Source organism: Bacillus sp. Marseille-P3661, assembly GCF_900240995.1.
GTDB lineage: Bacteria > Bacillota > Bacilli > Bacillales > Bacillaceae_J > OESV01.
Window position 1 is genome coordinate 1,393,473 of the sequence record NZ_LT965953.1, and the last position, 24,667, is coordinate 1,418,139.

Below are 24,667 nucleotides of genomic sequence, written 5' to 3' on the forward strand. Positions count from 1 at the left end.
TAAAGCCATACCTCTATTATACCAACTTGTTCTGAAACGATCTTTTTATTGTTGCCATTTCTTCGAGCAAGTTATATTCCGCCAATTTAGAAAAAGCATTTTCAACATTATTAATCTCTACTAAGGATACTTTTTCCGTATGAGCAGCCTTATTTCGAATTAAATATATTTGATGCCATTCCTTAAGAAACTCTTCTGGTTTTGAAATGCCAATGGAACGCCAGTTATCTGTTGTGATATTATTTTCAGCTATAACTTTAGTTTTTCCTAACTCTGGCGGCTGCCATGTCCCATTTTTAGACTTTTTATTAAAATCAACTGTGAAACCTTCAATACCAGATTTAAAGTGAGGTTTCACAAGTGCTTTAACATTCGGCTGAACTTTATTAAAATAATCAGGCAGAATAATTGATTTTTGTTTGCGAATCCAATGGACTATAGAATAATTAATTTCTTGTTCAAACATCTTTGCAAAACAAATAGCACTTGGTGAGTAATCTACAGCTTTAACTTTTGTTTGAAGATAGGATTTTACCTCCATTCCAGTTTGCAGAAGAAATAAGGAATGACTCTCAAACCATTTTTGATTAAGGAAAGATGGTCTATAATCTTCTTTTGACTTTTTCTGGTTCATAATGGCTAGGTACGTCGCTAATTTAATATTTAGGTCTTCAATTAATCCCATAATGTGTCCTTCAACACTATCGACGTTTTTAATAGTGGATTGTAATATAGTCAAATTCTGCTTGACTTTATTTAAAGATATATTTCGCTGACTTCTCGCTATCCTTTGGATGAACTGATCACTTTTTCTGAATGAATGATTGTCGTGTTCTTCTTCGATTAAAAAACTCATTAAATCCGATAACGCTCTTGCCATACTTTCATTGAGCTTGGTCGTACCCGCACCTTTGCATAAGTCTAGATCTTGCTCATCTAGTAGCTCATTCAATATCTTTTGTTTTTCATCCAAAGACAGCCGATCATTCTTCTTATAAGTATTCATTTGATTGGATATCCCTGTTAATCTATTCATTTGTGTTTCAAGTTTATCCGGGCAGGTCCTGTACCAGCGATAAGACCTCATTCGGGTATCATGAGTAACCACAATAGCTGGTAGCATATCCGGTTGGATATTTAAGCTATTTGCAATGGCAAACGCTGTATAGGTTGGATCAAACTCATGATTAAGCTCATTTTCATACGATTCCATCATCTCACGTACATCTGAATAAAATGGTCGTTCTCCTATTAATCTATAATTTTGTGGTGAATCGACTAAACCAAAAAAGACTAAGTGCTTTCCAGAACTATAATGCAAATTTTTAAATTGTTTTTCAAAAAGCTCATGAAAATCTTGATGAACTGTAGGATCATGTAAAATAAACGCAAATACACTATAATTTTCTAGTGCATCTAATGCTAACTCCATTTCTATACTTTGTGATTGGGTTCTGCTCTTTTCCGACCCATCAGCTAAGTACTTAAGGGCAGTATAATTGGACAAAGGGACTCCCATGATCTTCAACCCCCAATTAATATGATATTTAAAACATATAATTTTTGAAAAAGGAAAGAGTTACAAGTCACCATACACTATAAGACTAGCCGATGACTTAGGATTTTCAACAGGTTATTGTATTCTTCTATACTCGGTGTTAAAACAAATGCATCTTCGTGATGTTTTGCTTTAAGCATAGTTGCCCATTGGCTGCACCTTAAATTGCACCGTCCATTGTTCGTTACTTCAATAATTGGATCTATATTTTGATTTGCATCAACAGCGGCTACTATGAATCTATTCAATCTGTGGCCACATTCCGCAATATTTTGTGGATGGGTTACTTTATAGATGTGGGAAGATGATATTGTTTTGTTTACCTGTTTTTTCATCTTAGTTCCAAATAATCCTTTGTATTCCCCATCCACTAGTTCAAGCGGTTCACCATGAACACTGCAAGGTATACCTTTGTAATCTACTATTCGAACTGGCGCATCCATACTCGGAGCCAATTTTATTATTCTATTTAAATCCCAATTGTCGATAACATAGTACTTCCTCATAATTAAAACCCCTTTAATCGAATTGGCATTACATTTACTATGTAAATTTTTGATCTGAATCATTTACAAAACCTATACTTCATATTAGGTATCTCTATAACTAACAACTATTCTCACAATAATTCCCTCATAGTAGTTTCAATAAATGATCTCGAACTCTTCTCCATTAATCCTACTACTTCTTCCGAAGATAGGTCTCGGAAGTTATTTATGCGAATATATTTATGAAAGCCCATTCTACGGTGGATACTATTCTTAATCCACTTCATCCTTCCATCTCTCAATATAGTTTCATTTTTTTGCCTATTTATTAAAGGAGCATCAAAAAGATCCTCTAAATTACGTTTTTTATGAATCTCTTTAACTTTCTCAGAAAATTCCTTCCTTCGCGACGAATTCTGCTGGTCAAGATCTATTACATAACCAATCCGAAAACCATCCGCTACTTCCCCGGAAAAATCAATTATAAAACCATCTGAAACATTAATAGGCAACCAAACTCTATACTTTTGTTCATTTGGCCTTTTAGTAACTTCTGCGTTAGGAGATAATTTGTCGGCCAACTCATGGTAAATTTCCATTTCTATATGACTTTGCATTTGTTCTCCTCCATTTACTGAACTTTTCAATAAAGTTAACTGCAATCAAGTGGGGTTACTGCCTCTAGGGTACCTACATGACCATCACTGTGCTAATGAAATTTAAAATAATCAGGATTTTCTTATAGCACCGTTATAGGAATGACGCATATTACAGTAATTTATTTCTATACTCCCATCTCTCCTAGGTGCCTTAGCGTATATATGTTGATCTTTTTTTGCATAATTCTCCTTGTTAAATACACCCGCTAAAAGATTATCTAAATAAGGCAAACGTTCCACAATTGATTGAACTATTCTATGCTGTAGCTCCGGGGTATTTTTGTGGAGTATTTCAGCAAATTCTTTAGTAATTCGTCTTGCAGCATTTAATTTCTTTCCTTCTATTACGTTACGATACTCTTCTATTGCTTCAAGTAAATAAATTTGATCATCATTCCAATGCTTTGCCATAGTTAGCCACTTCACTATACGATTATTGTAATACAACCTGCCTAAACTCAAACGGTGTATTTATAAATGTCATTTAATACCCCATCCCACTTATCTATACTGCTTAACAATTCCTCCTATTCTACCTATTGTCTCTTTAGCTTTATAATCAAGACTTTCAAATTTAAAGGCGATGGATTCAGCGGATGTATTAATGTTTGGACCCGAATTCTTGTCCTTTCTATAATCCGTTATGCTTTCGAGCTCTTCAAGCAAGTTTTTTGATAGGTTGGACCTTTTAAAGCGCAAGCTCACAATAGAAGGTGGCTTTACATCAAAATTATTACTTCCTTCAAATTGGATGGCTCCAATATATTTTTCACCACCATCGAAAGCCCTTTGGTCGCGGAACAGTTGCAATGTCTGGTAATTGCCAGTCAAATGAACATAAAGGCCACTTGATAATGCTTGTTCATGAATATATTTAAATACCTCACTTACTAAACCAAAATTTAATTCTAGTGGGTTTTTCATTTTGTTTATCCCCTTTCTATCTATCTACTAATATTTTATTAAGTCAAATTTCCAAACATGAAAATAAATCTCAATCCTTTCTTTTTGCAGCTTGTCTATATAAAATTTTTCCGCAATAGGCAAGATCCCTTTACAAACAATAACTCCCTTTATTTCTGCATTCATTGTTTCCTTTAACTCGTCTAAATAGCCTTTGAGTTGGTAATAAGCATCTCTACCTATTACTGTATTCTTAACTTCAACAAGTACATAACTATCCGCATTTTTCTCTTTAAATAATAAGTCTATCCGTTTACCCGACTCCAAAACTAACTGTCTCTCAAATGGTTCTATATTTTCATTAATAAACATTGGTTTCTTATGAATAAAGCTTTCGATATCACTTTCGAGCAATTCTTCGATTTCCTCTGTCATTAAATATGTATCTTCTAGGAACCCTTCCTCTTCATGTTCTTTTATCATTGTAAGTAAAAAGTCTATATCTTTCTTGTTGATTTTAACCCATGGCCTTGCAATTGATTTAGGTCTCCTAGACAGCTTATTTAAAATTTTATCTGTTAAGGGTAAGGGATGTGAAAGCACTTTTGAATAGACAGAATGACCGAACACAATTGTTTCGTTTTCTTGCAGCGTTTTTCGATATAAATGTGGATTTTTATACTTTCCCATGATTAGAGGATTTTGTTTTGCATCTTCCACAGCACAAACCTGTTCTACATAATAGTAAGCTGTTAAATGACTTTTCCCTCTTATATTTGTATGAAAAAATAAATAATCCCCTTTCTCAACCTTATACCTTAAATAACTGCCCCTATTATTCACGTCCCCATAGGTAAACTCGTGCAACATCGGATCTTCTTCACCATCATTTTTTCTTGGATCAATATAAGGAATTAAATAACTTTGCATGATTTTTCCTCCCTACGGATACTCCACCAAATTCGGAATCGCTTTTCTAATTCCGCCTCTTGGATCCTCAACATCTCCTTTATAACGCGGTATTAAATGAAAATGTAGATGCGGAACAGTTTGTCCCCCGTAATGGCCAATATTGACACCGATATTGTAGCCATCTGGTGAATACTCATCGTCAATCAGTTCTTTTCCTTTTTTTATAAGTTCATGAATATCGGCAATTTCGATATCACTGGCATCAAAATACGACACTATATGCTCCTTCGGAATGATTAATAAATGTCCTTTTTGAACTGGATATAAATCATAAAATGCTAATGCTGTTTCATTTTCTAGTACAATTTGATCTTTTCTAAGATTACAAAATGGACAACTCATAACCCTCACCTTCCTTATGAAAATTTTACCATTATCATAAGACCGTTTTAAAGTAAAAAAGACAAAACCCGTTATTAAGTAAGGATTTCGTCTTAGAATGTGATTAGATAAGCTATTATTTTACATTCTCCTTAATTTACTTAGCACTTTTTCTCCTAAAGCCCCTTCCATCCTTTATGAGGGATTTGAATTAATGAAAATATCATCGATTTCTTTCATATATATTTTTGCCTACAACGCATCCATCAAAAGATCTTTTTATAGGGGGAAATAATCTATTTTACCAATAAAGATTCGCAACTAAACACATATCTTCGTGAAACTGGACCGATAAAGTGAAAGGGATACAAGGATGCTTTTGTTATGTAAACAATCAAAGTTAAATAATCACTTTCAACTCATTTAAATAACAATTTAATTTTTCAAATAGAAGATCCTCAAATTGTTTCACTGCTTGTTTTAAAACCAGCGTGGATTCTTCATAGAAATGAGTTACTTCATGAACTACATTTGTTTTTAAACCTTCTATGTATTGTGATATATCTTGTCTTGTCAATTTCTCATATTTTTGAAGTTGCTCCTGCTGTCTTTTCTTCGACTTCTGTTAATTTAGAATTAAAATTGTCTACTATTATTTTCATTCGATTCTGTTGAACTTGAATCATTTTTGAATTCATGATCACAACTATCAATGTAATAATCAACAGACAAAATTCATCTTTAACCTCCAAGATTTACAAGTGATATAGTAGTAAGTTCCATGTAAATTGATATAAAATATCTACAAATCCTTACTATCTTCCATCGCCTGCTGAGCCATATATTCTTCTCGAATTTGTGATAAAGATTTTCCACTTTCTTTATGGATAGCAAAGACATACGTTTGTACACTTGACCATCCATAAATCTCCTTTAACCACGCCTGTATTGATTTTTCTTCGTTATCTACTTTAATGTTTCCATTAGCCATAAGTACTCCTTCATTGCCTCTATCCTTGGCAACAATGATGTCACTTTCTTTTACTACTCCCCACTCAAGCATTGCATCGATCTTCGGTAGGGTCCGTCGTGTACCACCTTTATTTCTTTTTACTGATACAGCTACCGACTTATCCATTAGGTTCACATAATAATCTTCATAATTAGTGACGGGTAAAAGTTTCTCTTTATGTAAATAAATTTCTTCGTTAACCTTATATGGAGTAAGCTTATAACAACTCATATCCACCTGATTACTATTTAACCAGGATACAGCAGAAAGTGTTTGTTCATCAAAATCGGAAGCTACCAAAATGATCTTTTGCTTATGATTAAAACTCTTTTCTGCCTCGTTGACTCTCAAGAACTCATTTAATTTCCGAATACCGAGCTCAAAGGAGGTCAGCTCTCCAAGTTCGAATTCATTTCGATATTTTTCAATATAGGGCGCATAAACTTTTTTCACAAGGTCATCAGTACTCTCAATGGTGGCATAACTAGCTGCATAGCGGATAGCTTGAAACTCGAATGCCTCTTTCCTACCTTCAATATCTCTACGGTCCCGCTTAATTTCTATTAATACGATATTGCCATTATTATCAACTGCAGTTAAGTCACTCCTACCATTCTTTTCATTCTTAACTTGCTGACCTACAATGAGCATTGATTCTTCATCATCACATATCATATCGATGCTGTTTCTTAAAATTTCTTCAAGATCACTTTCCTGCAACCTTAATTCAGCAAAAGTAACCGGGTCTAACTTTTCTGCTTTTCTACCATTCAAAACGTACACTTTATCCTCCCACTAACATAACAAGATTTTAATTACCCTATTTCCTATGGTTCCATTCTGGAAAAGATTCATACTAATGGAAGTAGTATACATTTCATTGTTTCTTTTACCTAACTACTCCTTTATACGAATATCTTGTATTACTTAGGTTATGAGTTATTGGTTATTTCGACAGTGGTTCCTTTAACTTATTACCTCTTTTTATGATTTAAACAAAAAACTTTAATAATTTTTAACCCATTAATATTTCAAGATTGTAATAAGAACACTTCTAAAAAAACGGAAGAAAGTAATACTAAAGAAGACAATCTTTAACCATTGGAGCTATAGGAGGGGAAATTTCATGCAATTTATAAAAGATGGGCGGCTAATGATTCCGTTATATCATGGTACTTCAACCTTATTTTTGCATGACATATTAACAAAAGGCTTAGGAGCAGAAAATCCAACAAAGAAATATAATATAATGGAAACACTTAAGAAGCTCGTAAATAAAGGTTATGAGTATAGCGAATATCTTCCTAAGTCTAATTGGAGCCCAAATTCCGAACATTGGTTGTTGAAGAAAAATAAGATGATTGTTAATAATGAAATAGCAAATCATCGATATAATGGTGTCTATTTAACACCAAGCAAACTTACAGCAGTAAGATATACAAAAAATAAATATGGATCTGAACTTATTTCAAATACTTTAATCTTATATCATTTTCTAAAGGAATATTCAGTACCTGTTGATTTGGACAATGAATTTCTACGTCATATAATGAATTGTTCTTATGAACCAGTCGTAATTATTGCTTCAAGTGTTGATTGTTCTTTACTTCGGTCAGAAAATAATAATAAGCCTATCGAAGATACTTTTAAGAGCCTCCAGTTTTTTTTAGAAAAGGGCTTTGATCCTCAACAAACAAATTTTGAATTACCCTGGCACAATATAATATCCCCGGATAACCTTACCGTACTAAGTGTAGAAGAATACAAAAAGATTAAAGAAGAACATAAGGATCTTTTTGGGTAAATGAAAATTTTTGAATATTTATGGGACAATCTTAAAAAGAGTGCCTGTCACTTGTCAATTCATACGGTGTTCCATTCCTTATACCACCGTTTCTCCCAATAGTACTATACAGTTTACGGAGCTCGTCATCTTCCCACAAAATCTTTCTTCCTGGGAGCCCTCCCCGGAGATGTGTTGATAGCTTCTACAGTATAGGAAAGCGTCCAAGTTTCCCGCGAAGGATAATGGGGGGCCTAACTGTTAATACCCCCATGGTATTCTATTACAGTGTTGTAAAGGGTCTCAAAGTTCTGCCGAACAAAGTCCGAGGTAAACGTAATGTAGGTTTTTATCGATAATTGTACGGTGAGGTTCCCTTTGCAATTTGTGGATCCTGATAGTGCTCGAACAAATCTTGTTGCACCTATACGTCTCAGGGAGCAGCTAGAATGGCAAGATACGATCTCACTTTGTTCACTATCTCTGTATTGGTATCATCGTACCAGATTTAAATGAGGCTGACTTTCTATTTCGACAACTGTTCTCACTTTTCCTCGTCCACTCGGAGTTGCCGCAGAAACTTCAGGTTATTGCCCATGTTTGTATATAGGCATTAGAAAGGCTTTTATTTCCCCTTACCGTGTCACTCATTTTAGATCCCTCAAAATTATCATATTTTTTAGGACGGCCATACACCTTCCCAATATAAAATAGTAAGGTTCTTAGTGGGATTCATTTTTAATTGTTTAAAAATTTTCAAAAAAAACTGTATTTAGCAACGAAAAAGAATTAGTTAACATAATAAAATATATGGTAACCTAATAAATGAAAGGAGCAAAACGATCAAACCTAATCGGTACTTCACCCTAACTTCCCCCTCCCTACGGATACTGCACCAAATTCGGAATCGCTTTTCTGATTCCGCCTCTTGGGTCCTCGATGTCTCCTTTATAACGCGGAATTAAATGAAAATGTAAATGTGGAACAGTTTGTCCCCCGTAATGGCCTACATTAACACCGATATTGTAGCCATCTGGTGAATACTCATCGTCAAGCAGTTCTTTTCCTTTTTTTATAAGGTCATGAATATCGGCAATTTCAATATCACTCGCATCAAAATACGAGATTACATGCTCCTTCGGAATGATTAATAAATGTCCTTTTTGAACTGGATATATATCATAAAATGCTAAGGCTGTTTCATTTTCTAGTACAATTTGATCTTTTCTTAAATTACAAAATGGACAACTCAAAACCCTCACCTTCCTTATGAAAATTTTACCATTATAATAAGAGCAATTTAAAGTAAAAAAATGACAAATCAGTAATTAGGAATGAATTTTATCTTGTAAGTAAAATGAATAGGCTATTACTTTCATTCATGCTAATAACACTTAACACTTTACTCATCTAAAGCCGTTTATTATCGGGTTGGTTTATATCAATAAAATAAGCCCATTTCTTCTTTATGTTTTGCTTAGTATTACATATTTCATTACTAGATTTTCATTGAAAATGAAGAAAAGAACATTGTTAAAGCGGATTTTCATCAAACTTACCCTCACACTCACATTTAAAGATAAATACACACTCTCAGTCTGTTCCTCATTATCATAAACTACTATTAACTACCTTTAAGAGGTGGTTAAAATGAAAGAATTAGCTCTAAAAATTGGTGATAGAATTAGAGAATTGCGAAATAAGAAGAAGGTCACTCAGGAAGAATTAGCTTATTGTGTATCTACGCATTATTCACACATAAGCAGGATTGAACGAGGAGTGTCAATTCCAAGTCTAGTGCTGCTAGTTTCAATTTTGCGCGAATTGAATGTATCTCTAGAGGAATTTTTTAGCACGGTCGATCCCAATATTAAAGATAAAAATGAATCATATGTCGAAATCATCAAACTTCTTAACGATAGAAGTATGGAAGAGCATGATCATCTATTAAAGATTATTAAAGAAATATTAATTATGCAGGATGAAAATGTTAAAAAGTAGGTATTAAAGGCTAGGAAATGATCTAATAATGCATCACAGGCTGTGGCGCATTTTTTATTATTAGATAATAATATTCTAGTAAAGTGAATTTCTAGCGAGTAAGCGGATTTCAACTTACATTTTGTAAATGCAAATGACATTCAGGAGAAAGGATGTGAATGACGCCCGTAGTTGTAACCGCTTTATTGATCTGTAATTGCTTAGATTCCTCATTATTTACCTCAAAACTAAGGAGTGTGCTGTGTATGAAAAAAGTGCTAGATACTTATGAAGTAAATAGAAGTACAATGGCTTTATTATCAGTGGCTCATATCGATTATTGCTGCATTGCCTTAGAAGACAATCAAACCTTATATGTTCGGCAGACCCCGATTTCAATCGTGAAAGCGTCTTGTTTAGATGGAGGCTCTACCTATGACGGACGACGTACTGCTGTAACCCATCGAACCGGTTCGAAGCATCGAGTACCGATTCCAATTAATCCTAATGAAAATATCTTTGCATTTCCGACTCACTCACCGAAAGCTTTTGAATGCAGCTGGATCTTCTATCATCATGTTAAATCAATAAAAACCTTTAGCTCTCCAACAAACCATGCAATTCAAACCGTTATCACCTTTCAAAATGGACACCAAGAAATCCTTAACGAATCCTATTACATATTAAAAAAGCAATATCAGCAAACCGCCATATGTATATTGGCGTTTGCGCCGCAGCATCGGGATAGTCCGAGTAGGTTACTGTGACTTTTTAGTAGAACCATCCGGTGATTTTTTTTAATGATTATTTAATCAAGTGTCTGCCCCACTGCTCTTAGGCAGTTGGGGCTGATATATTATGTTAAAGGTCTTCTAATTTTGAAATGAAACCAACCTGTACCGAATTCCTTGATGTTGTAAATCTAATTCTAAATTTCTTAAATCTCCATGGGTACCATGCCCCTCGTGTTGGATGATTGCAATACATTCTTTTTCTTTAAAGTTCTTTTAATAACTGACTGGGTTTCAGGCACTAATTCCTTATAAAAGCACCCATAATTTGAATAAGCCTTCCATTTCAAACTTGATTAAATGTGCTTAAAACGATATGAAATGATTTATTAAAAAACTGGTCAAAGTCTTGATATAAAGCCATTTATTCAAATGGATTAAAATACAAAACAAACTCAATCCGGCATGAAATCGGCACAAAATTGATGAGTGCCGGTATGATACTGAATCTCATGGATAATGGTATCCAAATTTAATTGTCAGCACACTATAACAAAAAGCAAGAGACGGAAAATAATAATAAATAGTCAAAGAAAACGAACCAAACGGCAAGAAGTGATTTTCTATATTAAAGAAGAAACAATTAACTAAAATCCTTAATTAAATAATGTTTCAAATTTGGTTCATAAAGTTAGTTTGAGTTGAACCATTGTATTTTAAAAGTAGGAGTCCCTTCCTTGATGGAAGGGATTATTGGTTTATGCGTGAGTATAATATTTATCAATAAAACTAATAGCAGAAGCTTCATCCTGTTCGATCGAAATTTCAACAGCATTTTTAGCTGTTTCTAATAAAGTTTCTGAATACTTTTTCAAACTAAAACTTTCTTCAATTAGAGCTGCAATATGTTCCTGCACATTGTAGGGTATAATTGGAATAATTAAATCCTTTAATGTTTCCTGGTTTAACCTTTGTTGAACTGATCCTCTTGCCAATCTATCTATTAACTCAAAATAAAACTTTGAATTAAACAGTAGTGTATAAACGGAAGGAATAAATTTTTTAGGTAATCTAAAAGAAAGGACATTATCTGAGTATACAGAATCCTGCAACTCTTTTCTTATTTCACCAAATATCCCCACGGAACCTACTCGTGCAGTAACAATATCCCCTTCTTTAGCTTTTCTAACAAAATTATCTTTCTTTACATAATAGTCATCATCAAACTCAATTTGACCATTTTTAATGTTGGTGCTTCTAATATAGAAGGTTAGCCCCTCAATCTCACCCTTTTTAAAATATTCTGGTGAATATTCACCGGTATCAATTTTTTCTAGTAGATTCCCAATTGTGTTCCATTCATTGTTATATTTAATTCTATTTTCAATTTCTTCATACTTTGGTTGATAATATTCAGCGTCCAAACGGCCAGAAGTAAAAAAGGAATTAGAAAGACTCTTAACGTTAGTGGATTCTTTACTAATTTCATAATTTTTCAACCCAATTACTTCAGTAAGAATGTCTTCAGCCTGTTGATAAACTTCCTCTGACTGAAACATTGCTTCATCTGAACTTTTGATGATTTTCTCTACTGTCATGCACAATTCCTTTGAAGGTACAGGAATTTCAAATAACTCTATCTGAGATAGAAATACGTGTTGTTGGACACTTCCACGGGTTTCTCGTTTTAGATAATTTTGCCCAAATTCAGACATAAGGAAGGCATATAAATAATAAGGGTTTATTTGTCCTTTTGTATCTATCTTTGCTATATCTTGGTTAGAATTAATAGGATATTGCCACCTATCCGAAGCTAGTGCAACATCCCCAATTGTTCCGGACATAGACAATAAAATCATTCCCGGTTTAACTTCTGACTTCCATAATAATGAATTTGCATTTTCATCAATATATATCATATCGGTGAATGACACTCTTCCTTTTTTCATATTAACTCCACGAATAAAAGGAATTCCTTTATCTAAGTAGTTGACTTCATTATTAAGAGAGTATGCACCGAAAGATTTTATGTCTACACCTAGATTCTCGAGGATTACATGGTTTCTACTTCTAATAATTGATTCTTCTAGTAGGAACTTTTTTTGAAAGTAATTACTGTCAAACCTAAATACATCATTATTTTGCCGTGCGTATGATAATGGTACTATGCTAACTTCAAGCCCTTTCAATAAAGCTTTAAATCTTTCTTCATTGAAAGGGCTATTTACTTTCCCCAGAAGGATAGCCCTTCTTTCTTAGCAAACTCAATAAATGCTTCAGCAATACCATCTTGAGTAAGTCCATCATGATTGAACAGGTCGTGCTTTACAATCAAATGACCATGTGTATCTAAAAGGTACTGATCTAAATCTTCAGGTACACTGTTATAACTATTTATTACTACCGGCTCTTTATCTTTTTCTACAGGGATATTATTATTTAAGTTATTGACATAATCTTTCTTACGAACGAAGATCTTTTCTCCACTATTATCCTTACTTGGCTCTTGCATTGTGGCAAAGAAAATAGGATAATCCTCAACTTTAGGGCAAAGCTCATCATCCCACTTTTGCACTAACAGGACGCTAGTTTTGGTTCCAGTATGTGGCTTAAATACATTCCCATTTAATCCTATTACTCCTAAGATACGGCAATGTTCAGCAATAAACTCACGAATCCTTTTATCACTGCTGTTATTAAACCGTCCTTGTGGTAAGACTATTGCCATCCGTCCACCTGGCTTTAAGAAGTCAAGGTTACGTTCTATGAAAAGAATGTCCCTTCCTACCTTTGTTTGATATTTACCTTGAGCGTTTTTGCCAAGTTCGTATTTTGCAATTATCCGGCTTTCTTTGATATCTCCGGCAAAAGGTGGATTAGCCATGAGAACGTCGAATGAAAAGTCCCTATTGCTGTTTTTAACAGCTCTTAACCTTTTTATCCTTCTCCATCCCTCAAAATAAATGTCTTGCCAATCTTCATCTTCTGTGTTTTCATCCCAGCGCTCATAATCCAGAGTATTTAAATGCAAGACATTAGTTTGGCCATCTCCGGCGATAAGATTTAATGTTCTTCCAACACGAACAGCTTTTTCATCAAAATCTATAGCAAATACCTTTTCTTTAACATAATCAATACATCTGGCTGGTTTATTCTCTGTTGTAAACAAATGACTTTTGTCCAGACCTTCATCCATCATAATCTGTTCCCAGACATGGAAGATAGTATGTACCGGGAAACCACAACTTCCGGCTGCTGTATCAATCATTGTTTCATTTTCTTTTGGATTGAGCATTTTTACGCACATATCAATAACATAACGTGGGGTAAAATACTGTCCTTTTTCCCCTTTGCTGCTTTTATTTATTAGATATTCAAATGCTTCGTCAACTACATCAAGATTTGAATTAAAAAGCTTCACATCTTGGAGTGACGACACACAAACAGAAAGGTGAGAAGGAGTAAGCATAATTTTGGCGTCCTCGGTAAATACACCAGGCCACTTAATCTTAGCTCGATCAAACACACCTTGAATTTTGGCTTTCAATTCAATTTCGGTGTCGCCGTAATTTCTAAATTCTAAATGCCTGTTCCGATTCCTACCACTTTCCATTTCGTCAAATAGTTTGGTGAAAATCAACTTGAAAAGTTCCTCAAAAACATCCACACCAGCGTTAGCTAAAACCTCATCTTCCATTTCTAGAATAAGGTCTTTTAAGGATTTTCTTTCAGTCAACAACTTGTCTTTTTCCACCAGGTCAGCAATAGTCCATCGTTCTTCTAGAATATCAGATAGTTTCTGGTCAGCTCTTGGCACTGCCGGAATGTCCTCAAAAAAATTAGGGTCTTTTCGGTGGTAATAAGATATAGAATCTCCGTTACTCCAAATGCCTATTGGTGCTCCAGTAGCATTACAATAAGATTTAAGCTGCTCTTTTCCGTGACAAGATTAGCATAGAATAAGTGAAAAAAATCCAAATCTTTTTTGCTAAAATTACCGAGATATCAGCTTTTTGTTAAAAAGGTTTAGATTTTATTAAAGTTTGGATAACTTACAAAATCCAAACGTTAGGATTTTCTAAGGCATTCCTTCAGTGTGCATTCATTAGCTGAAATGTCGCGCAAAGGACTTGATTTGTACTACTCTCTTCCTATTCTTTCTGTATTTCTTGGACATTCTTCTTTAGAGGCTACTGATAAATATGTAAGGTTGACATCAGAAATGTATCCGGAATTGTTTCAAAATGTAAATAGCATCTGTTCTTATATATTTCCGGAGGTGAAAATGCCATGAAACCAACAGACTTTTCTTATTATTAAACGGGATTTTTAACAAAATTTCTTCCGGGTGAGATAGGTGCAAGCAAGAACACCATTGCATCCTACAGAGATACCTTTATTCTTTTTCTCTTTTTTTTAAAAGATTTAAAAAATATTTCTGCAGAACAATTAACTTTGGTTATGATAACGAAAGAAGTTGTAATTGAATTTTTAGATTGGACAGAAAATAAACGTAAATGTAGTATATCCACAAGAAATGTTCGCTTAGCAGCTCTACACTCTTTTTTTAGGTATCTTCAATATGAAAATCCTGATAATCTATCGGAATGGCAGAAGATAATGTCTATACCTGTTAAAAAAGCTGAAAAGAAAACAGTCAATTATTTAACCCTTGATGGAATTAAATTACTCTTAGAAATGCCCGATGTTAGCACTGAAGATGGACGAAGGGATTTAGCACTATTAACCGTTTTATATGACACAGGTGCAAGAGTACAGGAAATCATTGATCTAACACCGTCAATAATTCGATTCGATAAACCTTATACTGTCAAATTAATAGGAAAAGGAAATAAGGCTAGGATTGTGCCATTAATGGAGCCGACTGTTAAAATATTAAAACAATATATGACAGAACAAGATCTAACGCGAATCAATGCCAACTCCTATCCTCTTTTCTTTAATAAGAGAAAGGAAAAGCTAACACGTGCAGGTATTAACTATATATTAAATAAATATATAAGTTTAGCGCAAGAGAAAAACAAAACATTAATACCGGAGGTATTTACATGCCATTGTCTCCGTCATTCAAAAGCAATGCATATGCTTCAGTCAGGGGTAAATCTTGTATATATTAGAGATTTTCTCGGTCATAGTTCTGTTCAAGTAACAGAGGTTTATGCAAAAACAGATTCTAAAGAAAAACGAGAGGCTATTGAAAAGGCATATGTAGATGTAACTCCTAAAGAAGAGTCGATATGGGAGAATAATACCGATTTATTGGCATGGCTAAAGAGATTTAACAAATAAAAAATCATTTACAATAATGTAAAGTAAATCAAATATATCTCTTTAAATCTATTTGGGAAAATCGATTTACTTTACATTATTTTTTACTATACATAACCTTTTGACTGTGGATCTGATTTTCTACAAAGATAAACCTTGAACTTCCTTGTCTGCTGGTATTTGGTGAACTCCGCTGTCATAATAAGGTCTCTAGCGTTCTCACTGACTGCCAGTAAACGATCTTGGTCATAAACTAATTCAATGGACATCCCTCCAAAGTGCCGAAAGGCATTTTCATGCATTCGAATAAGATCTATTGCTCGAAATGGCCGATCAAGCCACTCTACATACTTGTATCTAGAATGAGCTAGCACAAACGCAATAAAGTAGAGGCGTATGTACTTTCCACCAGTTGTGGGAACTCTTTGTTGCCCAAAATCTATCTGAATCTGTTGGCCCATAGGAAGTTCAGGAACTGTACTAAAATCTCTTCCGGATGCCACTTTTGGGATATGATAGGCTTCACGTATATCATTGACGTAATTCCTGACTGTTCCTTCTGTAACCGATTTGACTTTGAGTTTCTCCTCTAGCCAGTCAAATACCTGAGCCCTTGACATGTCTGGATGTTCCTTAAGCCATCCAAGTATCTCCTTATGATAGGGATCAAGTTTTTTGCTTCGGCTTTGTAGTGAGTCTAGATATAAGTAAAATTCATCTGGTGTCATCCTCCCGTATTCAATCACCCTATTCCTTCAAATTTTTAATTTTCTGGCTATCGCACTGTTGGAGAACCCCTCATTACGAAGCCTATGAATCTCGTTGTAGATCATCAGTTTTTCCACTCCCTGTTCCTCACTTTCCATAGACTACAAATTTAGTATATAGAAAGTGGGGTTAATTGCGGTAAACTGTTGAATTTTATTTGTTATAATCTGTTCACTCTTATTTGTTGAAAACTGTTGATTCTATTTTATCGTTTACAAAAACTTTATAAGAAAAATTGAAACATTATAAATATTAAAAAAATGTTGCTATAAAGAGGGTTATTAGATTATAATTCACTTAACTAATATTCAGTGAATGGCGTTCACCATTTTTTGAAATTACATAGGAACTCCAAAATCAAAGAATAATAGTATTACTTTTTTTAAATTATTAATTCAATACGAGGAGGAACTGGATAATATGCAAACAGAATTATTGCAACAAGCTTATAATCATATGCTTGAAGGAATTAAAGCTACTGCGAATATTACAGGTGATGAATTTCCTCACTATGCCGATGGACAAACTGGAGATTGGACCTATTCCCCCTATGGTGATTGGACGGGAGGTTACTGGAATGGTATGCTTTGGTTAGCTGCAAAGACCACGAAAAACCCTGAATATCTTGACTGGGCTCATAAATGGACAGAACTATTAAAAGTTCGTATTGATTCTCAAACTGTTTTTCGCGGGTTCCTTTTTTATTATGGGGCTGCTCTTGGCAGCATTCTACTTAATGATCAAAAGTCAAAAGATTTCGCCATTCGCGCAGCAAAATCGATTGCAGCAGAATTCAATCCACAAGCTGGCCTTATCCCTCTTGGCAATGAAGCTGAGGAAGCCAGTAGTGTGGGAATTTCAGATACTAATATTGATGGTGTAAGCGCTTCACCATTATTGCTTTGGGCTGCTAAAGAAACAGGTGATTCATCCTTAGTGGATATTGCTGTAAAACATGCTATTAAAAATGATGAGTTAAGTATTCGTGAAGACGGTTCTGTATGTCAATCAGCATCTTTTGATAGCTCAGGAAATCTCGTTAAACGCTATACACATAAAGGTTATGCAGATGATAGTACATGGGGAAGGGCCCAAGCATGGGCAATGATGCATTATACTGTTGGATATCAATGGAGACCTGATGAAAAGGAATTATTAAATATTGCTATTAAGGTATCTGATTGGTGGGTTAATAATCTCCCTGAGGACGGCGTTGCATTTTGGGATTTCGATGATCCTGCAATCCCACATACGAACAAAGATACATCCGCAACAGCAATTGGAGCTTCAGCTTTATTAAAATTAAGTTATTTAGTTGAAGATGAAAAGAAAACTAAAATCTATCGTGAAATAGCACTAAAATCAATAGAACGTTTGATTACAAACTATTTAACTCCTATGAATGAATTTGATAATAGAAGACCCGGAATGTTACTAAGTGGTTGTTTTAACAAAAAATTAAATGTTGCAACTGATAGTGAATTAATATGGGGAACTTATTATTTATTTGATTGCTTAAGTTGCTTACTGGAGTATGTTCATCCTAATCAATATTAATTGGAGATGTTTGAATTAGGGTACAAATAAATTATATACCAATCATTATCTGCACAACTTTCTACTTATAAGATACCGAAAGTTGTGTTTTTTGGTTCTCTATTGTTTGTGCTTATGTAATAAAAACATTTAAAAAGAGCACCATTTTAGCAGCGCTCTCTTACGACTTATTAGATTTTCGCATCTCTACTAGGTACAATTGTATGTCTAAATACTACTTGTTTGGTTAATAAACTGATATCCTACTTTCTATCAAATTCTCTAATTTGGCCTTAACACGTTTTATAAATCGTCCACAAACAAACCCATCTAATACACGATGATCAAAAGATAGGCAAAGGTTAACCATACTGCGAATAGCAATCATATCGTTTTCCATTACAACGGGACGTTTCACAATTGATTCCACTGATAAGATCGCAGCTTGTGGGTAATTAATAATTGGATTGGATAATATCGATCCTAACGAACCTGTGTTATTAACGGTAAACGTTCCTCCCTGCATTTCCGCTCCTGACAATTTCCCGCTTCGAACTTTTGCTGCTAAATCGTTTACTTCTCGAGCAATCCCTTTAATATTTTTCTCATCCGCTCTTTTAATCACAGGTACCTTGAAAAAAGGTTTGGATTTTATTTAGGTTTGGATAACGAAGATCATGTACTCTCGGACCGGTACTAGTATGGGATATGCCGGCTCGTTGTAGATAGTCCCTAAAACGGCGGTATACCGTACTTTTGTCTATTCGGTTCCCTTTTATTGATGGAAACAGATAATCCGTACATTTCGAATAACGATGAATTTTTTCTATTAACTTTATTATTCGTTGAGTTAGACTAGGTGCAAGGGGCACTAGCCGATCTTTATTGTTCTTCGCATGGTAAACAGTCAATATGCCTTCGACGTTTTAGCGATTGCTAAATCGCATCGGACGTCCCGCGACAAAGAACTTATCAAATGGGATGAAGAATATGCTTAAATAGAAGGTAGGGCTCAAAAAAGTACTCAATCGCTATCACTTGAGCTCATTATTTCAAATAAAGGCAAAAAAGCGAAAGTCACTACGCCAGTTACAGCTGCATCTTCTACATTGGTGCAACCAAAAATAAAGATGGTCGATAAAAGTAAGATTAAATAGTTCATTTTCTTTTTCATTTTAAGATTCTCCTATAATAGTTTTATATTGTTCATTCTAAAAATCTAAGAATATTAACATAGATTAACTAAAATACCCGTTACATTAAGTACATTATTTCACAAACACACTATTAGCAAAATGAATTAATACTAGGTAATACAAGATTCCAAAAGAATGAAGATGGCATTATCTTTCAAAATTACCATGGACAATATTTAACGCCTTCTATCATTCGTGAAACAATCCAAAATTACTGCAAAAAAGCTGGAATTGAATACAAAGGCACCCATGTTTTTAGACATACTCACGCAGTCTTGCTTCTTGAATCAGGAGCAGGCCTGAAATATGTATCTAATCGATTAGGACATAAAACCATAAAAACAACTGCGGATACTTATCTTGCAATCACCGAAAAAATAGAAGAAGACGAACTCAAAAAGTTCGCCTCCTACACTCAAAGATAACTACATCGGCACGAAATCGGCATGCCAGTAATTTTGCACTTAACAAAACATTCTCAAACCCTTGATATAAATAGGTTTTCTCTTAATTATCCGATAGAACCTTCCATTTTAAGATTAATAAAAAGAGAATCATTTAATTAAGATTCCCTTTAGCCGTTTATATTCATTTCAAGATTAAGTAAATCAATATTAAATCCTGCTTTCATTAATAAATCTAATCCAAGTAATCCGTTTATGTCCTCATAACCAAAATCGTTGAAATCTACTTCGATCTTTTTAACAACAAAATCATTAATTTGAATTTTATCTACTTGTTTTCTAAAGGCATGTTCTTTTCCACCAACTCCAAAGTAGGTAACAATTCTATCGTGTAGATCAACGTGAAGACCTATATCTTCAACAATATCTTGAGAAATAAGTGTTCTTGCTGCTCCTGTATCTACCACCATGTTCTCTATCAATTTACTTTTACCGTTGAATGTTAAGATTATATCGACTAAAAGCAACCCATATTTATGCCTGATTTTCATGATAGTAGAATCTCCTTAGACCTACATCTTGACGAACTTCAAGCACAATATTTTCATTCGCAGTATGGTACACTAACTCGTCACCTTTTGATTGAAGCAGCTCTTTTGTTGCCAATTCATCTGACACAGGTTTAATTACCGCTATATCTTCAATGAACTCTTGACCACTTTCAATGTAAGACGACAACACTTTTAATTTTACAAATTGATTAGGGTATAATTTTCTAACCTCTGACCATTTCATAATTTCACCGCCTCTAGTATATTTCCTTAATTATATCATTGTGAAGACTCTAATCATATCTTCCAAATTAGTAAGACGAAAAAAAATCGAAGTTTTTTTCTTTTAGATAATACCCGTTCAGTACAACAAGAATTAAACGTTTAACCTTTTACAAGAGGTTTAACCAAATATACTATTAAAAGAAAAAGTGCTCAAAGAAAGTGCCTGACCCCCAGTACGCTAACGCTTTACCACATTGGAGTTCAGGCATTAATTCCATCATATATTCCCAAGACAGATTTGCTGTCTCATTCCGAAAATGGAATAGCTAAAAACTGTCCTTTTATACCTTAAAGTTTTATGGAACCTTCTCGTATTATATTTGACCTGCATTAATGAGAAATATGAAGGTGGCTTTATTGAACTAGTTGGGGTCATCACTCAAATTAAACCCCTAGCTTTTGCACTAAAAGCAGGTTCAAGGCGTCCATTCGATCTTACCAATTTAAGCACTTTATATTTTTTGTGAGCCAACACGGTTTTAGATGGTCTACCATTAGATTCTCTTAATCTAGTTCAATTAATGCTGAATTGGTATATACTGCGATTATTCTACCCTTTTCTCCTTTCTATTGACCTTCAAGAATCTGAACAGGATCCCCAGAGTGAGCTAAAACTTCCTCTTTCATATTAAATCCGACTCCAAATCATATTATAAATTTCTAATAACATAAGTTAATTTTGTTTCTATAAAAAATTTAATGCAAAAATCAATTGTTTATAGTTCGTATATTTATTATTCTTTTTCCTGAAAACTTACTTCCACATCTGAGGGTGATACTGTTTAGAATATCCAAACACCTTATCGTCAATTTCCACTTTTACAACTTTTTCTACACTAGGATGCTTTAATACTTCTCGAATGGTTCCTCCTACAACTAATACCTTTTTAGATCTTATTACAGTTAAGCAGCGATGCAAGTGAGAAGGAAGTAGGGTTTGTTATAAATTTTATAGAGATTAATAAGAATCGATCAATAAAGGATTATTTATAGGTCTGATAGTAGTAGCAGTAATTGAACTAAAGACAATATCATAGACCCTAAATCTATGAAGTATCTAAGTTATTCATAAACAACTTTCATCGATTGTAAAATACTCTACCTCTTCTCCACGCGAAATCAGCTCTTGCACAACACCAATCGTTGGATTAACATGACCTTCTGATCCAACATTATTAAATAAAAAGCGTGCCATTATAACCCCATCTTCGATAAAACTGTCCAAAAAACGACAAAACGGTCATTCTACTAGAGTGACCGTCATGTACTATTAAAAATACATCCCTATCCGAAAAGATATCCTATAAATTTGAGTGAAATATCAAGAGAAACTCCCGATAATAATCCCTGCAAGTATCATGCTGATAACATGAAAACCAGCCGTTATCAAATAAAGTTTCAACTTCATCCCTTCATATTGGGCATTCGTGGCAGAGGTGCCGGCGATGACAAGACCTACTACTAACCCGAGCCATAATCCATCTACCCAACCATCAATAGTTGCCCACCCGGCAATAATTGCTAATAAAAAGGAATTAACAATAGCCAGCAAAATCGAACCCGTCATCACTTTTCCCATGCTGGGTAGATCCTCCTGCTTCAACCCCTTTAACGATTGCCAAGTATTCCAGAATACCTTAGGTGAATACCAGATTGAACCAAGAATACAGATAGCAACCGCACTTAAAATTACTGCTAAATAATTGATTGCACCAAAATCCATATCCACTTTCTTCCCTCCTAAAAACTTAGGATTTTTTTCATCAATTTTAATAATAATAGTTTTTATTAGCAATGGTGGACCAATGGACCTGGTGTATTACAGTTTCACCGGAACTGCTAATTCAACAACCGCATCCATTGGGTTTCCGTTTAGTAACATTTCAATGACATACGTATCTACATACTCCCACTCAGGATGATTTGGGAGGATTTCTCCAAAAAAGTGGCGGATTAATTGGTCAAATAAATTTCGGCTTGGCCCTCCTTGTGCGGTAAGCACGACATAATCATTGGCCGGTAGAACCAATTGTTCCGCATCTTCAGCAAGCGTCGTTGTATTTGCTCCCGCGAAATAGGATAGGTGATCGCTGCTAGTAGTCCCAACTGCATACCCAATTTTGTCTCGACTTCCAGCCATTAAGGCACCGAATTTGCCATTTTTTGCGAGTGACCCGAAGTGTGCGGACTTTTGTTTCGATACATCTTCCACATTCTCCATTGTTGGGAGTGGAACGTTCGTACGATAGCCGGTTAATCTTATTTCACCCATATGTTTTATCGTTAAATTTGTCATTTGATCATTCCTCTTTTCATGTTTTATATTTATACTATAATGAACAAACCTTGACAGCATTATGTCATATATTTGGAGAAATTTATGAATTAAAATTTAGGCGCTCTCCCCTTTTTAAAAAAATGAATGAGCTACGTCTTCTTATGTATTTCTTTTTTCCTTTACTTACAGTAGTTTATTTTCATGGTAGTTTAATAGCCTTCCTATTTAATTTAAGATTATAAAACAAAAAAGAGAATCATTTAATTAAGATTCCCTTTAGCCATTTATATTCATTTCAAGATTAAGTAAATCAATATTAAATTCTGCTGTTTGTAAAACAACTTACACTCTATTTAAATGTGTATCTTTAAAATTAGTTGAATATTTAAGCCCGTAACCAATTGCTCTATCCATCCCTATATGAGCTGACCAAATAAACCCCACTGCCAACACCAACTGATGAGATAAGAGTAAACCTACTATTACAATAGTAATCGGCAAAGTATAAGTATGAAAAATATTATAGCATCTTGCTCCAACTTTATTGTTAATCAAATACCCGATCATTGAAATGTCAGGTGCTAACAACAATATTAAAAACATTCCCCAACTGTACTCATTAAACGAATAAAGATATACACTTAACACTAAAACTGCCAGCCCTTCAAAATGTAACAAAATTTTATTCAACTCTGTTTCCCCTCACTTTTCCATGTAATGCTTTAATATTTTATTACATAAAGTAAATCTCCCTTGTTAAAGATTACTGACCATTAATTGAACAAAAAAAAGAGTCTTTCGCTGTAACCTCTACTGTTCCACTAACCTCCCGTTACTTTAAGCACGAGTACTATCTCTCTAAAATTTCTAGTCTTTTGTCTTGTCGATTTTCAAGCAAACATTCGCCACCTTTAAGGTACACACTTTCACATTATCTTCATTCAAATAAACTAACTCCAGTCGAATATTGATATAAAATATTCAATATTATAAAGAATAATTACGAATATTATAAGGATAATAAGCGAAACGACATATTGTTTTGAATTCTTCAAGTACTTCCATTCCAAAATTGACTGAAAACCTAATAATACAATCAAATATAGTATCCAATACCACTTCATAAAGCTGGTTTCCACCATAATAAAAAACGGAAGTGTACATAAAAAGAGAAGTAAGATAATGCCTCTTCCCCATTGGTCAAATCTTTTACCAGGAGTTTCCGAAACCTTTTTCTTTTGTACACTAAGTAGTTTATTTAGCCCTTTTTCTAACAAGATTATTAAAATTGTAAGGACAATAATAAATATCAAATACCCCATAACATACCTCCCCGCTTTTATTATTATGCCAGAAAATTTCCTTTTATTGTTTAAGTAGCCTACTCTTTAAACGTTATAGTGCTATCGTTTTGTTTACATATAGATTACACAATAATTGCATATATAAGTGATGTGACAATAAGTCATTATTTCTTACTTTTTCGTTCTAAAAGTATAGGTGCTATATTTAGTATGATAGAAACAATTGTCAAAAACCATAATGCCCTTTCCATACCAGGTACTACATCCATTAAAGCTGCCCAATCTTCCACTTCTACCCACACCGATACAAGACTGTATTCTGCACAAAGTGTTAATGCTGTAAATGATAATCCTATCGCCATAGCATGCTTATAATCCTTTCCTGCTTTATACATATAAAGATTTATAAAAGTTGCTACTATTGCAATAACCCCAAATATCATAAATAACATTACTACCCCCATATATTTTTATTTTTGTCGTGTAAAATACAAATGAACATCATCTCAATTTTTTGCATTACTTTTTTATTAGACACTAATACGTTAAATCTTATTTTATTGTTTATTCCTACTGGTACTCAAACATGGACAGAAAGAAAACTAATAGAATATGACATTATCAACTTATTCAATGAACTAAAATAAGT

At 34.0% G+C, this 24,667-nt stretch carries 30 protein-coding genes and 3 pseudogenes; 8 read left to right on the forward strand and 25 right to left on the reverse strand.

Features of this window, described 5'->3' with window-relative positions; translation table 11 throughout:
- Window positions 1-16: 16 nt before the first annotated feature.
- The 9 genes from C1724_RS06545 to C1724_RS06580 form a co-directional block, all read right to left on the reverse strand.
- A complete protein-coding gene (locus tag C1724_RS06545) occupies window positions 17-1,519 on the reverse strand; it encodes a hypothetical protein (RefSeq protein ID WP_102345903.1) in 1,503 nt (500 codons plus the stop codon).
- Window positions 1,520-1,596: 77 nt separating this feature from the next.
- Entirely contained in the window at window positions 1,597-2,064 is a 468-nt protein-coding gene (locus tag C1724_RS06550) for a hypothetical protein (protein WP_102345904.1), read from the reverse strand.
- A 113-nt stretch (window positions 2,065-2,177) separates the two neighbouring features.
- Window positions 2,178-2,663, reverse strand: a complete 486-nt coding sequence (locus tag C1724_RS06555; RefSeq protein WP_102345905.1) for a hypothetical protein — start codon at window positions 2,661-2,663, stop codon at window positions 2,178-2,180.
- 111 nt (window positions 2,664-2,774) lie between these two features.
- Window positions 2,775-3,116, reverse strand: coding sequence for a hypothetical protein (locus C1724_RS06560; RefSeq protein WP_102345906.1), 342 nt, complete (start codon window positions 3,114-3,116; stop codon window positions 2,775-2,777).
- Window positions 3,117-3,206: 90 nt separating this feature from the next.
- Window positions 3,207-3,629 (reverse strand): hypothetical protein, encoded by a 423-nt coding sequence (locus tag C1724_RS06565; protein ID WP_102345907.1) that lies wholly within the window; start codon window positions 3,627-3,629, stop codon window positions 3,207-3,209.
- A 27-nt stretch (window positions 3,630-3,656) separates the two neighbouring features.
- Window positions 3,657-4,538: an endonuclease NucS domain-containing protein gene (locus C1724_RS06570; RefSeq protein ID WP_102345908.1), complete on the reverse strand. Its 882-nt coding sequence runs from the start codon at window positions 4,536-4,538 to the stop codon at window positions 3,657-3,659.
- 12 nt (window positions 4,539-4,550) lie between these two features.
- Window positions 4,551-4,922 (reverse strand): HIT family protein, encoded by a 372-nt coding sequence (locus C1724_RS06575; RefSeq protein WP_102345909.1) that lies wholly within the window; start codon window positions 4,920-4,922, stop codon window positions 4,551-4,553.
- A 379-nt stretch (window positions 4,923-5,301) separates the two neighbouring features.
- A complete protein-coding gene (locus C1724_RS25495; protein ID WP_180994150.1) occupies window positions 5,302-5,478 on the reverse strand; it encodes a hypothetical protein in 177 nt (58 codons plus the stop codon).
- Window positions 5,479-5,703: 225 nt separating this feature from the next.
- Window positions 5,704-6,696, reverse strand: coding sequence for a hypothetical protein (locus C1724_RS06580; protein WP_102345910.1), 993 nt, complete (start codon window positions 6,694-6,696; stop codon window positions 5,704-5,706).
- Window positions 6,697-7,039: 343 nt separating this feature from the next.
- On the opposite strand from C1724_RS06580, the gene C1724_RS06585 reads away from it, so the two are divergent.
- Window positions 7,040-7,717, forward strand: coding sequence for a hypothetical protein (locus C1724_RS06585; RefSeq protein ID WP_102345911.1), 678 nt, complete (start codon window positions 7,040-7,042; stop codon window positions 7,715-7,717).
- 860 nt (window positions 7,718-8,577) lie between these two features.
- Here C1724_RS06585 and C1724_RS06590 read toward each other — a convergent pair.
- On the reverse strand, window positions 8,578-8,958 hold the full coding sequence (locus C1724_RS06590) for an HIT family protein (protein WP_258000289.1): 381 nt from the start codon (window positions 8,956-8,958) through the stop codon (window positions 8,578-8,580).
- A gap of 388 nt (window positions 8,959-9,346) precedes the next feature.
- Here C1724_RS06590 and C1724_RS06595 point away from each other — a divergent pair, with 388 nt between their 5' ends.
- Window positions 9,347-9,697, forward strand: coding sequence for a helix-turn-helix domain-containing protein (locus C1724_RS06595; RefSeq protein WP_102345913.1), 351 nt, complete (start codon window positions 9,347-9,349; stop codon window positions 9,695-9,697).
- A 245-nt stretch (window positions 9,698-9,942) separates the two neighbouring features.
- Window positions 9,943-10,443: a competence protein ComK gene (locus C1724_RS06600; RefSeq protein WP_102345914.1), complete on the forward strand. Its 501-nt coding sequence runs from the start codon at window positions 9,943-9,945 to the stop codon at window positions 10,441-10,443.
- A gap of 722 nt (window positions 10,444-11,165) precedes the next feature.
- On the opposite strand, the gene C1724_RS06605 is transcribed toward C1724_RS06600, so the two are convergent.
- Together C1724_RS06605 and C1724_RS06610 are read right to left on the reverse strand one after the other, a co-directional pair.
- Complete coding sequence (locus C1724_RS06605; protein ID WP_142386523.1) at window positions 11,166-12,356, reverse strand: restriction endonuclease subunit S; 1,191 nt, start codon at window positions 12,354-12,356, stop codon at window positions 11,166-11,168.
- Between the two features lie 275 nt (window positions 12,357-12,631).
- Complete coding sequence (locus tag C1724_RS06610) at window positions 12,632-14,143, reverse strand: HsdM family class I SAM-dependent methyltransferase (protein ID WP_219723254.1); 1,512 nt, start codon at window positions 14,141-14,143, stop codon at window positions 12,632-12,634.
- 611 nt (window positions 14,144-14,754) lie between these two features.
- Here C1724_RS06610 and C1724_RS25995 point away from each other — a divergent pair.
- Both C1724_RS25995 and C1724_RS06620 read left to right on the forward strand, forming a co-directional pair.
- Window positions 14,755-14,982 (forward strand): annotated as a pseudogene (locus C1724_RS25995) (site-specific integrase); the annotation flags it as partial.
- Between the two features lie 45 nt (window positions 14,983-15,027).
- Window positions 15,028-15,717, forward strand: coding sequence for a tyrosine-type recombinase/integrase (locus C1724_RS06620; RefSeq protein WP_258000362.1), 690 nt, complete (start codon window positions 15,028-15,030; stop codon window positions 15,715-15,717).
- Window positions 15,718-15,803: 86 nt separating this feature from the next.
- Here the strand turns inward: C1724_RS06620 and C1724_RS06625 are convergent, their stop codons facing one another.
- Window positions 15,804-16,316 (reverse strand): DDE-type integrase/transposase/recombinase, encoded by a 513-nt coding sequence (locus C1724_RS06625; RefSeq protein ID WP_258000290.1) that lies wholly within the window; start codon window positions 16,314-16,316, stop codon window positions 15,804-15,806.
- A 568-nt stretch (window positions 16,317-16,884) separates the two neighbouring features.
- Here C1724_RS06625 and C1724_RS06630 point away from each other — a divergent pair.
- The gene (locus tag C1724_RS06630; RefSeq protein WP_102345916.1) at window positions 16,885-18,021 is read left to right on the forward strand and encodes a glycoside hydrolase family 88 protein; all 1,137 of its coding nucleotides are present in this window, start codon (window positions 16,885-16,887) and stop codon (window positions 18,019-18,021) included.
- Between the two features lie 226 nt (window positions 18,022-18,247).
- On the opposite strand, the pseudogene C1724_RS06635 reads toward C1724_RS06630, so the two are convergent.
- Together C1724_RS06635 and C1724_RS26340 are read right to left on the reverse strand one after the other, a co-directional pair.
- A pseudogene (locus C1724_RS06635) lies at window positions 18,248-18,631 on the reverse strand (2-oxo acid dehydrogenase subunit E2); the annotation flags it as partial.
- Window positions 18,618-18,872, reverse strand: a complete 255-nt coding sequence (locus C1724_RS26340) for a tyrosine-type recombinase/integrase (protein ID WP_374703443.1) — start codon at window positions 18,870-18,872, stop codon at window positions 18,618-18,620. The gene C1724_RS26340 and the pseudogene C1724_RS06635, both read right to left, overlap by 14 nt.
- A gap of 42 nt (window positions 18,873-18,914) precedes the next feature.
- Between C1724_RS26340 and C1724_RS06645 the strand changes: the two are divergent.
- Window positions 18,915-19,076 (forward strand): annotated as a pseudogene (locus C1724_RS06645) (DNA replication/repair protein RecF); the annotation flags it as partial.
- Here C1724_RS06645 and C1724_RS25500 read toward each other — a convergent pair.
- Complete coding sequence (locus tag C1724_RS25500) at window positions 19,025-19,174, reverse strand: hypothetical protein (protein WP_180994240.1); 150 nt, start codon at window positions 19,172-19,174, stop codon at window positions 19,025-19,027. The pseudogene C1724_RS06645 and the gene C1724_RS25500 overlap by 52 nt on opposite strands.
- A gap of 129 nt (window positions 19,175-19,303) precedes the next feature.
- Between C1724_RS25500 and C1724_RS06650 the strand changes: the two genes are divergently transcribed.
- Window positions 19,304-19,621 carry a tyrosine-type recombinase/integrase gene (locus C1724_RS06650; RefSeq protein ID WP_102345919.1) on the forward strand — a complete coding sequence of 106 codons (318 nt, stop codon included), beginning with the start codon at window positions 19,304-19,306 and terminating at the stop codon, window positions 19,619-19,621.
- Window positions 19,622-19,770: 149 nt separating this feature from the next.
- Here C1724_RS06650 and C1724_RS06655 read toward each other — a convergent pair whose 3' ends face one another.
- From C1724_RS06655 to C1724_RS06690, 9 genes are all read right to left on the reverse strand, one after another.
- A complete protein-coding gene (locus tag C1724_RS06655; protein WP_102345920.1) occupies window positions 19,771-20,151 on the reverse strand; it encodes a retropepsin-like aspartic protease in 381 nt (126 codons plus the stop codon).
- Window positions 20,135-20,395, reverse strand: coding sequence for a hypothetical protein (locus C1724_RS06660; protein WP_102345921.1), 261 nt, complete (start codon window positions 20,393-20,395; stop codon window positions 20,135-20,137). Before C1724_RS06660 ends, C1724_RS06655 begins: the two co-directional genes overlap by 17 nt.
- A 795-nt stretch (window positions 20,396-21,190) precedes the next feature.
- Window positions 21,191-21,355, reverse strand: a complete 165-nt coding sequence (locus C1724_RS06665) for a hypothetical protein (protein WP_102345922.1) — start codon at window positions 21,353-21,355, stop codon at window positions 21,191-21,193.
- A gap of 147 nt (window positions 21,356-21,502) precedes the next feature.
- Entirely contained in the window at window positions 21,503-21,631 is a 129-nt protein-coding gene (locus C1724_RS26000; RefSeq protein ID WP_258000374.1) for a hypothetical protein, read from the reverse strand.
- A gap of 126 nt (window positions 21,632-21,757) precedes the next feature.
- Window positions 21,758-22,159, reverse strand: coding sequence for a DUF1761 domain-containing protein (locus C1724_RS06670; protein ID WP_258000363.1), 402 nt, complete (start codon window positions 22,157-22,159; stop codon window positions 21,758-21,760).
- Between the two features lie 96 nt (window positions 22,160-22,255).
- Window positions 22,256-22,732, reverse strand: a complete 477-nt coding sequence (locus C1724_RS06675; RefSeq protein WP_102345924.1) for a GyrI-like domain-containing protein — start codon at window positions 22,730-22,732, stop codon at window positions 22,256-22,258.
- A gap of 324 nt (window positions 22,733-23,056) precedes the next feature.
- A complete protein-coding gene (locus C1724_RS06680; protein ID WP_102345925.1) occupies window positions 23,057-23,404 on the reverse strand; it encodes a DUF4260 domain-containing protein in 348 nt (115 codons plus the stop codon).
- Window positions 23,405-23,664: 260 nt separating this feature from the next.
- A complete protein-coding gene (locus C1724_RS06685; RefSeq protein ID WP_258000291.1) occupies window positions 23,665-24,036 on the reverse strand; it encodes a DUF4181 domain-containing protein in 372 nt (123 codons plus the stop codon).
- Window positions 24,037-24,182: 146 nt separating this feature from the next.
- Window positions 24,183-24,470, reverse strand: a complete 288-nt coding sequence (locus tag C1724_RS06690) for a hypothetical protein (protein WP_102345927.1) — start codon at window positions 24,468-24,470, stop codon at window positions 24,183-24,185.
- Window positions 24,471-24,667 lie beyond the last annotated feature (197 nt).

Coding starts and splice junctions, on each gene's coding strand:
- C1724_RS06545 (WP_102345903.1), bottom strand. CDS start 1,519: ATGGGAGTCCCTTTGTCCAATTATACTGCCCTTAAGTACTTAGCTGAT.
- C1724_RS06550 (WP_102345904.1), bottom strand. CDS start 2,064: ATGAGGAAGTACTATGTTATCGACAATTGGGATTTAAATAGAATAATA.
- C1724_RS06555 (WP_102345905.1), bottom strand. CDS start 2,663: ATGCAAAGTCATATAGAAATGGAAATTTACCATGAGTTGGCCGACAAA.
- C1724_RS06560 (WP_102345906.1), bottom strand. CDS start 3,116: ATGGCAAAGCATTGGAATGATGATCAAATTTATTTACTTGAAGCAATA.
- C1724_RS06565 (WP_102345907.1), bottom strand. CDS start 3,629: ATGAAAAACCCACTAGAATTAAATTTTGGTTTAGTAAGTGAGGTATTT.
- C1724_RS06570 (WP_102345908.1), bottom strand. CDS start 4,538: ATGCAAAGTTATTTAATTCCTTATATTGATCCAAGAAAAAATGATGGT.
- C1724_RS06575 (WP_102345909.1), bottom strand. CDS start 4,922: ATGAGTTGTCCATTTTGTAATCTTAGAAAAGATCAAATTGTACTAGAA.
- C1724_RS06585 (WP_102345911.1), top strand. CDS start 7,040: ATGCAATTTATAAAAGATGGGCGGCTAATGATTCCGTTATATCATGGT.
- C1724_RS06595 (WP_102345913.1), top strand. CDS start 9,347: ATGAAAGAATTAGCTCTAAAAATTGGTGATAGAATTAGAGAATTGCGA.
- C1724_RS06600 (WP_102345914.1), top strand. CDS start 9,943: ATGAAAAAAGTGCTAGATACTTATGAAGTAAATAGAAGTACAATGGCT.
- C1724_RS06605 (WP_142386523.1), bottom strand. CDS start 12,356: ATGAAAAAAGGAAGAGTGTCATTCACCGATATGATATATATTGATGAA.
- C1724_RS06620 (WP_258000362.1), top strand. CDS start 15,028: ATGTCTATACCTGTTAAAAAAGCTGAAAAGAAAACAGTCAATTATTTA.
- C1724_RS06625 (WP_258000290.1), bottom strand. CDS start 16,316: ATGTCAAGGGCTCAGGTATTTGACTGGCTAGAGGAGAAACTCAAAGTC.
- C1724_RS06630 (WP_102345916.1), top strand. CDS start 16,885: ATGCAAACAGAATTATTGCAACAAGCTTATAATCATATGCTTGAAGGA.
- C1724_RS25500 (WP_180994240.1), bottom strand. CDS start 19,174: ATGAAAAAGAAAATGAACTATTTAATCTTACTTTTATCGACCATCTTT.
- C1724_RS06655 (WP_102345920.1), bottom strand. CDS start 20,151: ATGAAAATCAGGCATAAATATGGGTTGCTTTTAGTCGATATAATCTTA.
- C1724_RS06660 (WP_102345921.1), bottom strand. CDS start 20,395: ATGAAATGGTCAGAGGTTAGAAAATTATACCCTAATCAATTTGTAAAA.
- C1724_RS26000 (WP_258000374.1), bottom strand. CDS start 21,631: ATGGCACGCTTTTTATTTAATAATGTTGGATCAGAAGGTCATGTTAAT.
- C1724_RS06670 (WP_258000363.1), bottom strand. CDS start 22,159: ATGGATTTTGGTGCAATCAATTATTTAGCAGTAATTTTAAGTGCGGTT.
- C1724_RS06675 (WP_102345924.1), bottom strand. CDS start 22,732: ATGACAAATTTAACGATAAAACATATGGGTGAAATAAGATTAACCGGC.
- C1724_RS06685 (WP_258000291.1), bottom strand. CDS start 24,036: ATGGGGTATTTGATATTTATTATTGTCCTTACAATTTTAATAATCTTG.
- C1724_RS06690 (WP_102345927.1), bottom strand. CDS start 24,470: ATGTTATTTATGATATTTGGGGTTATTGCAATAGTAGCAACTTTTATA.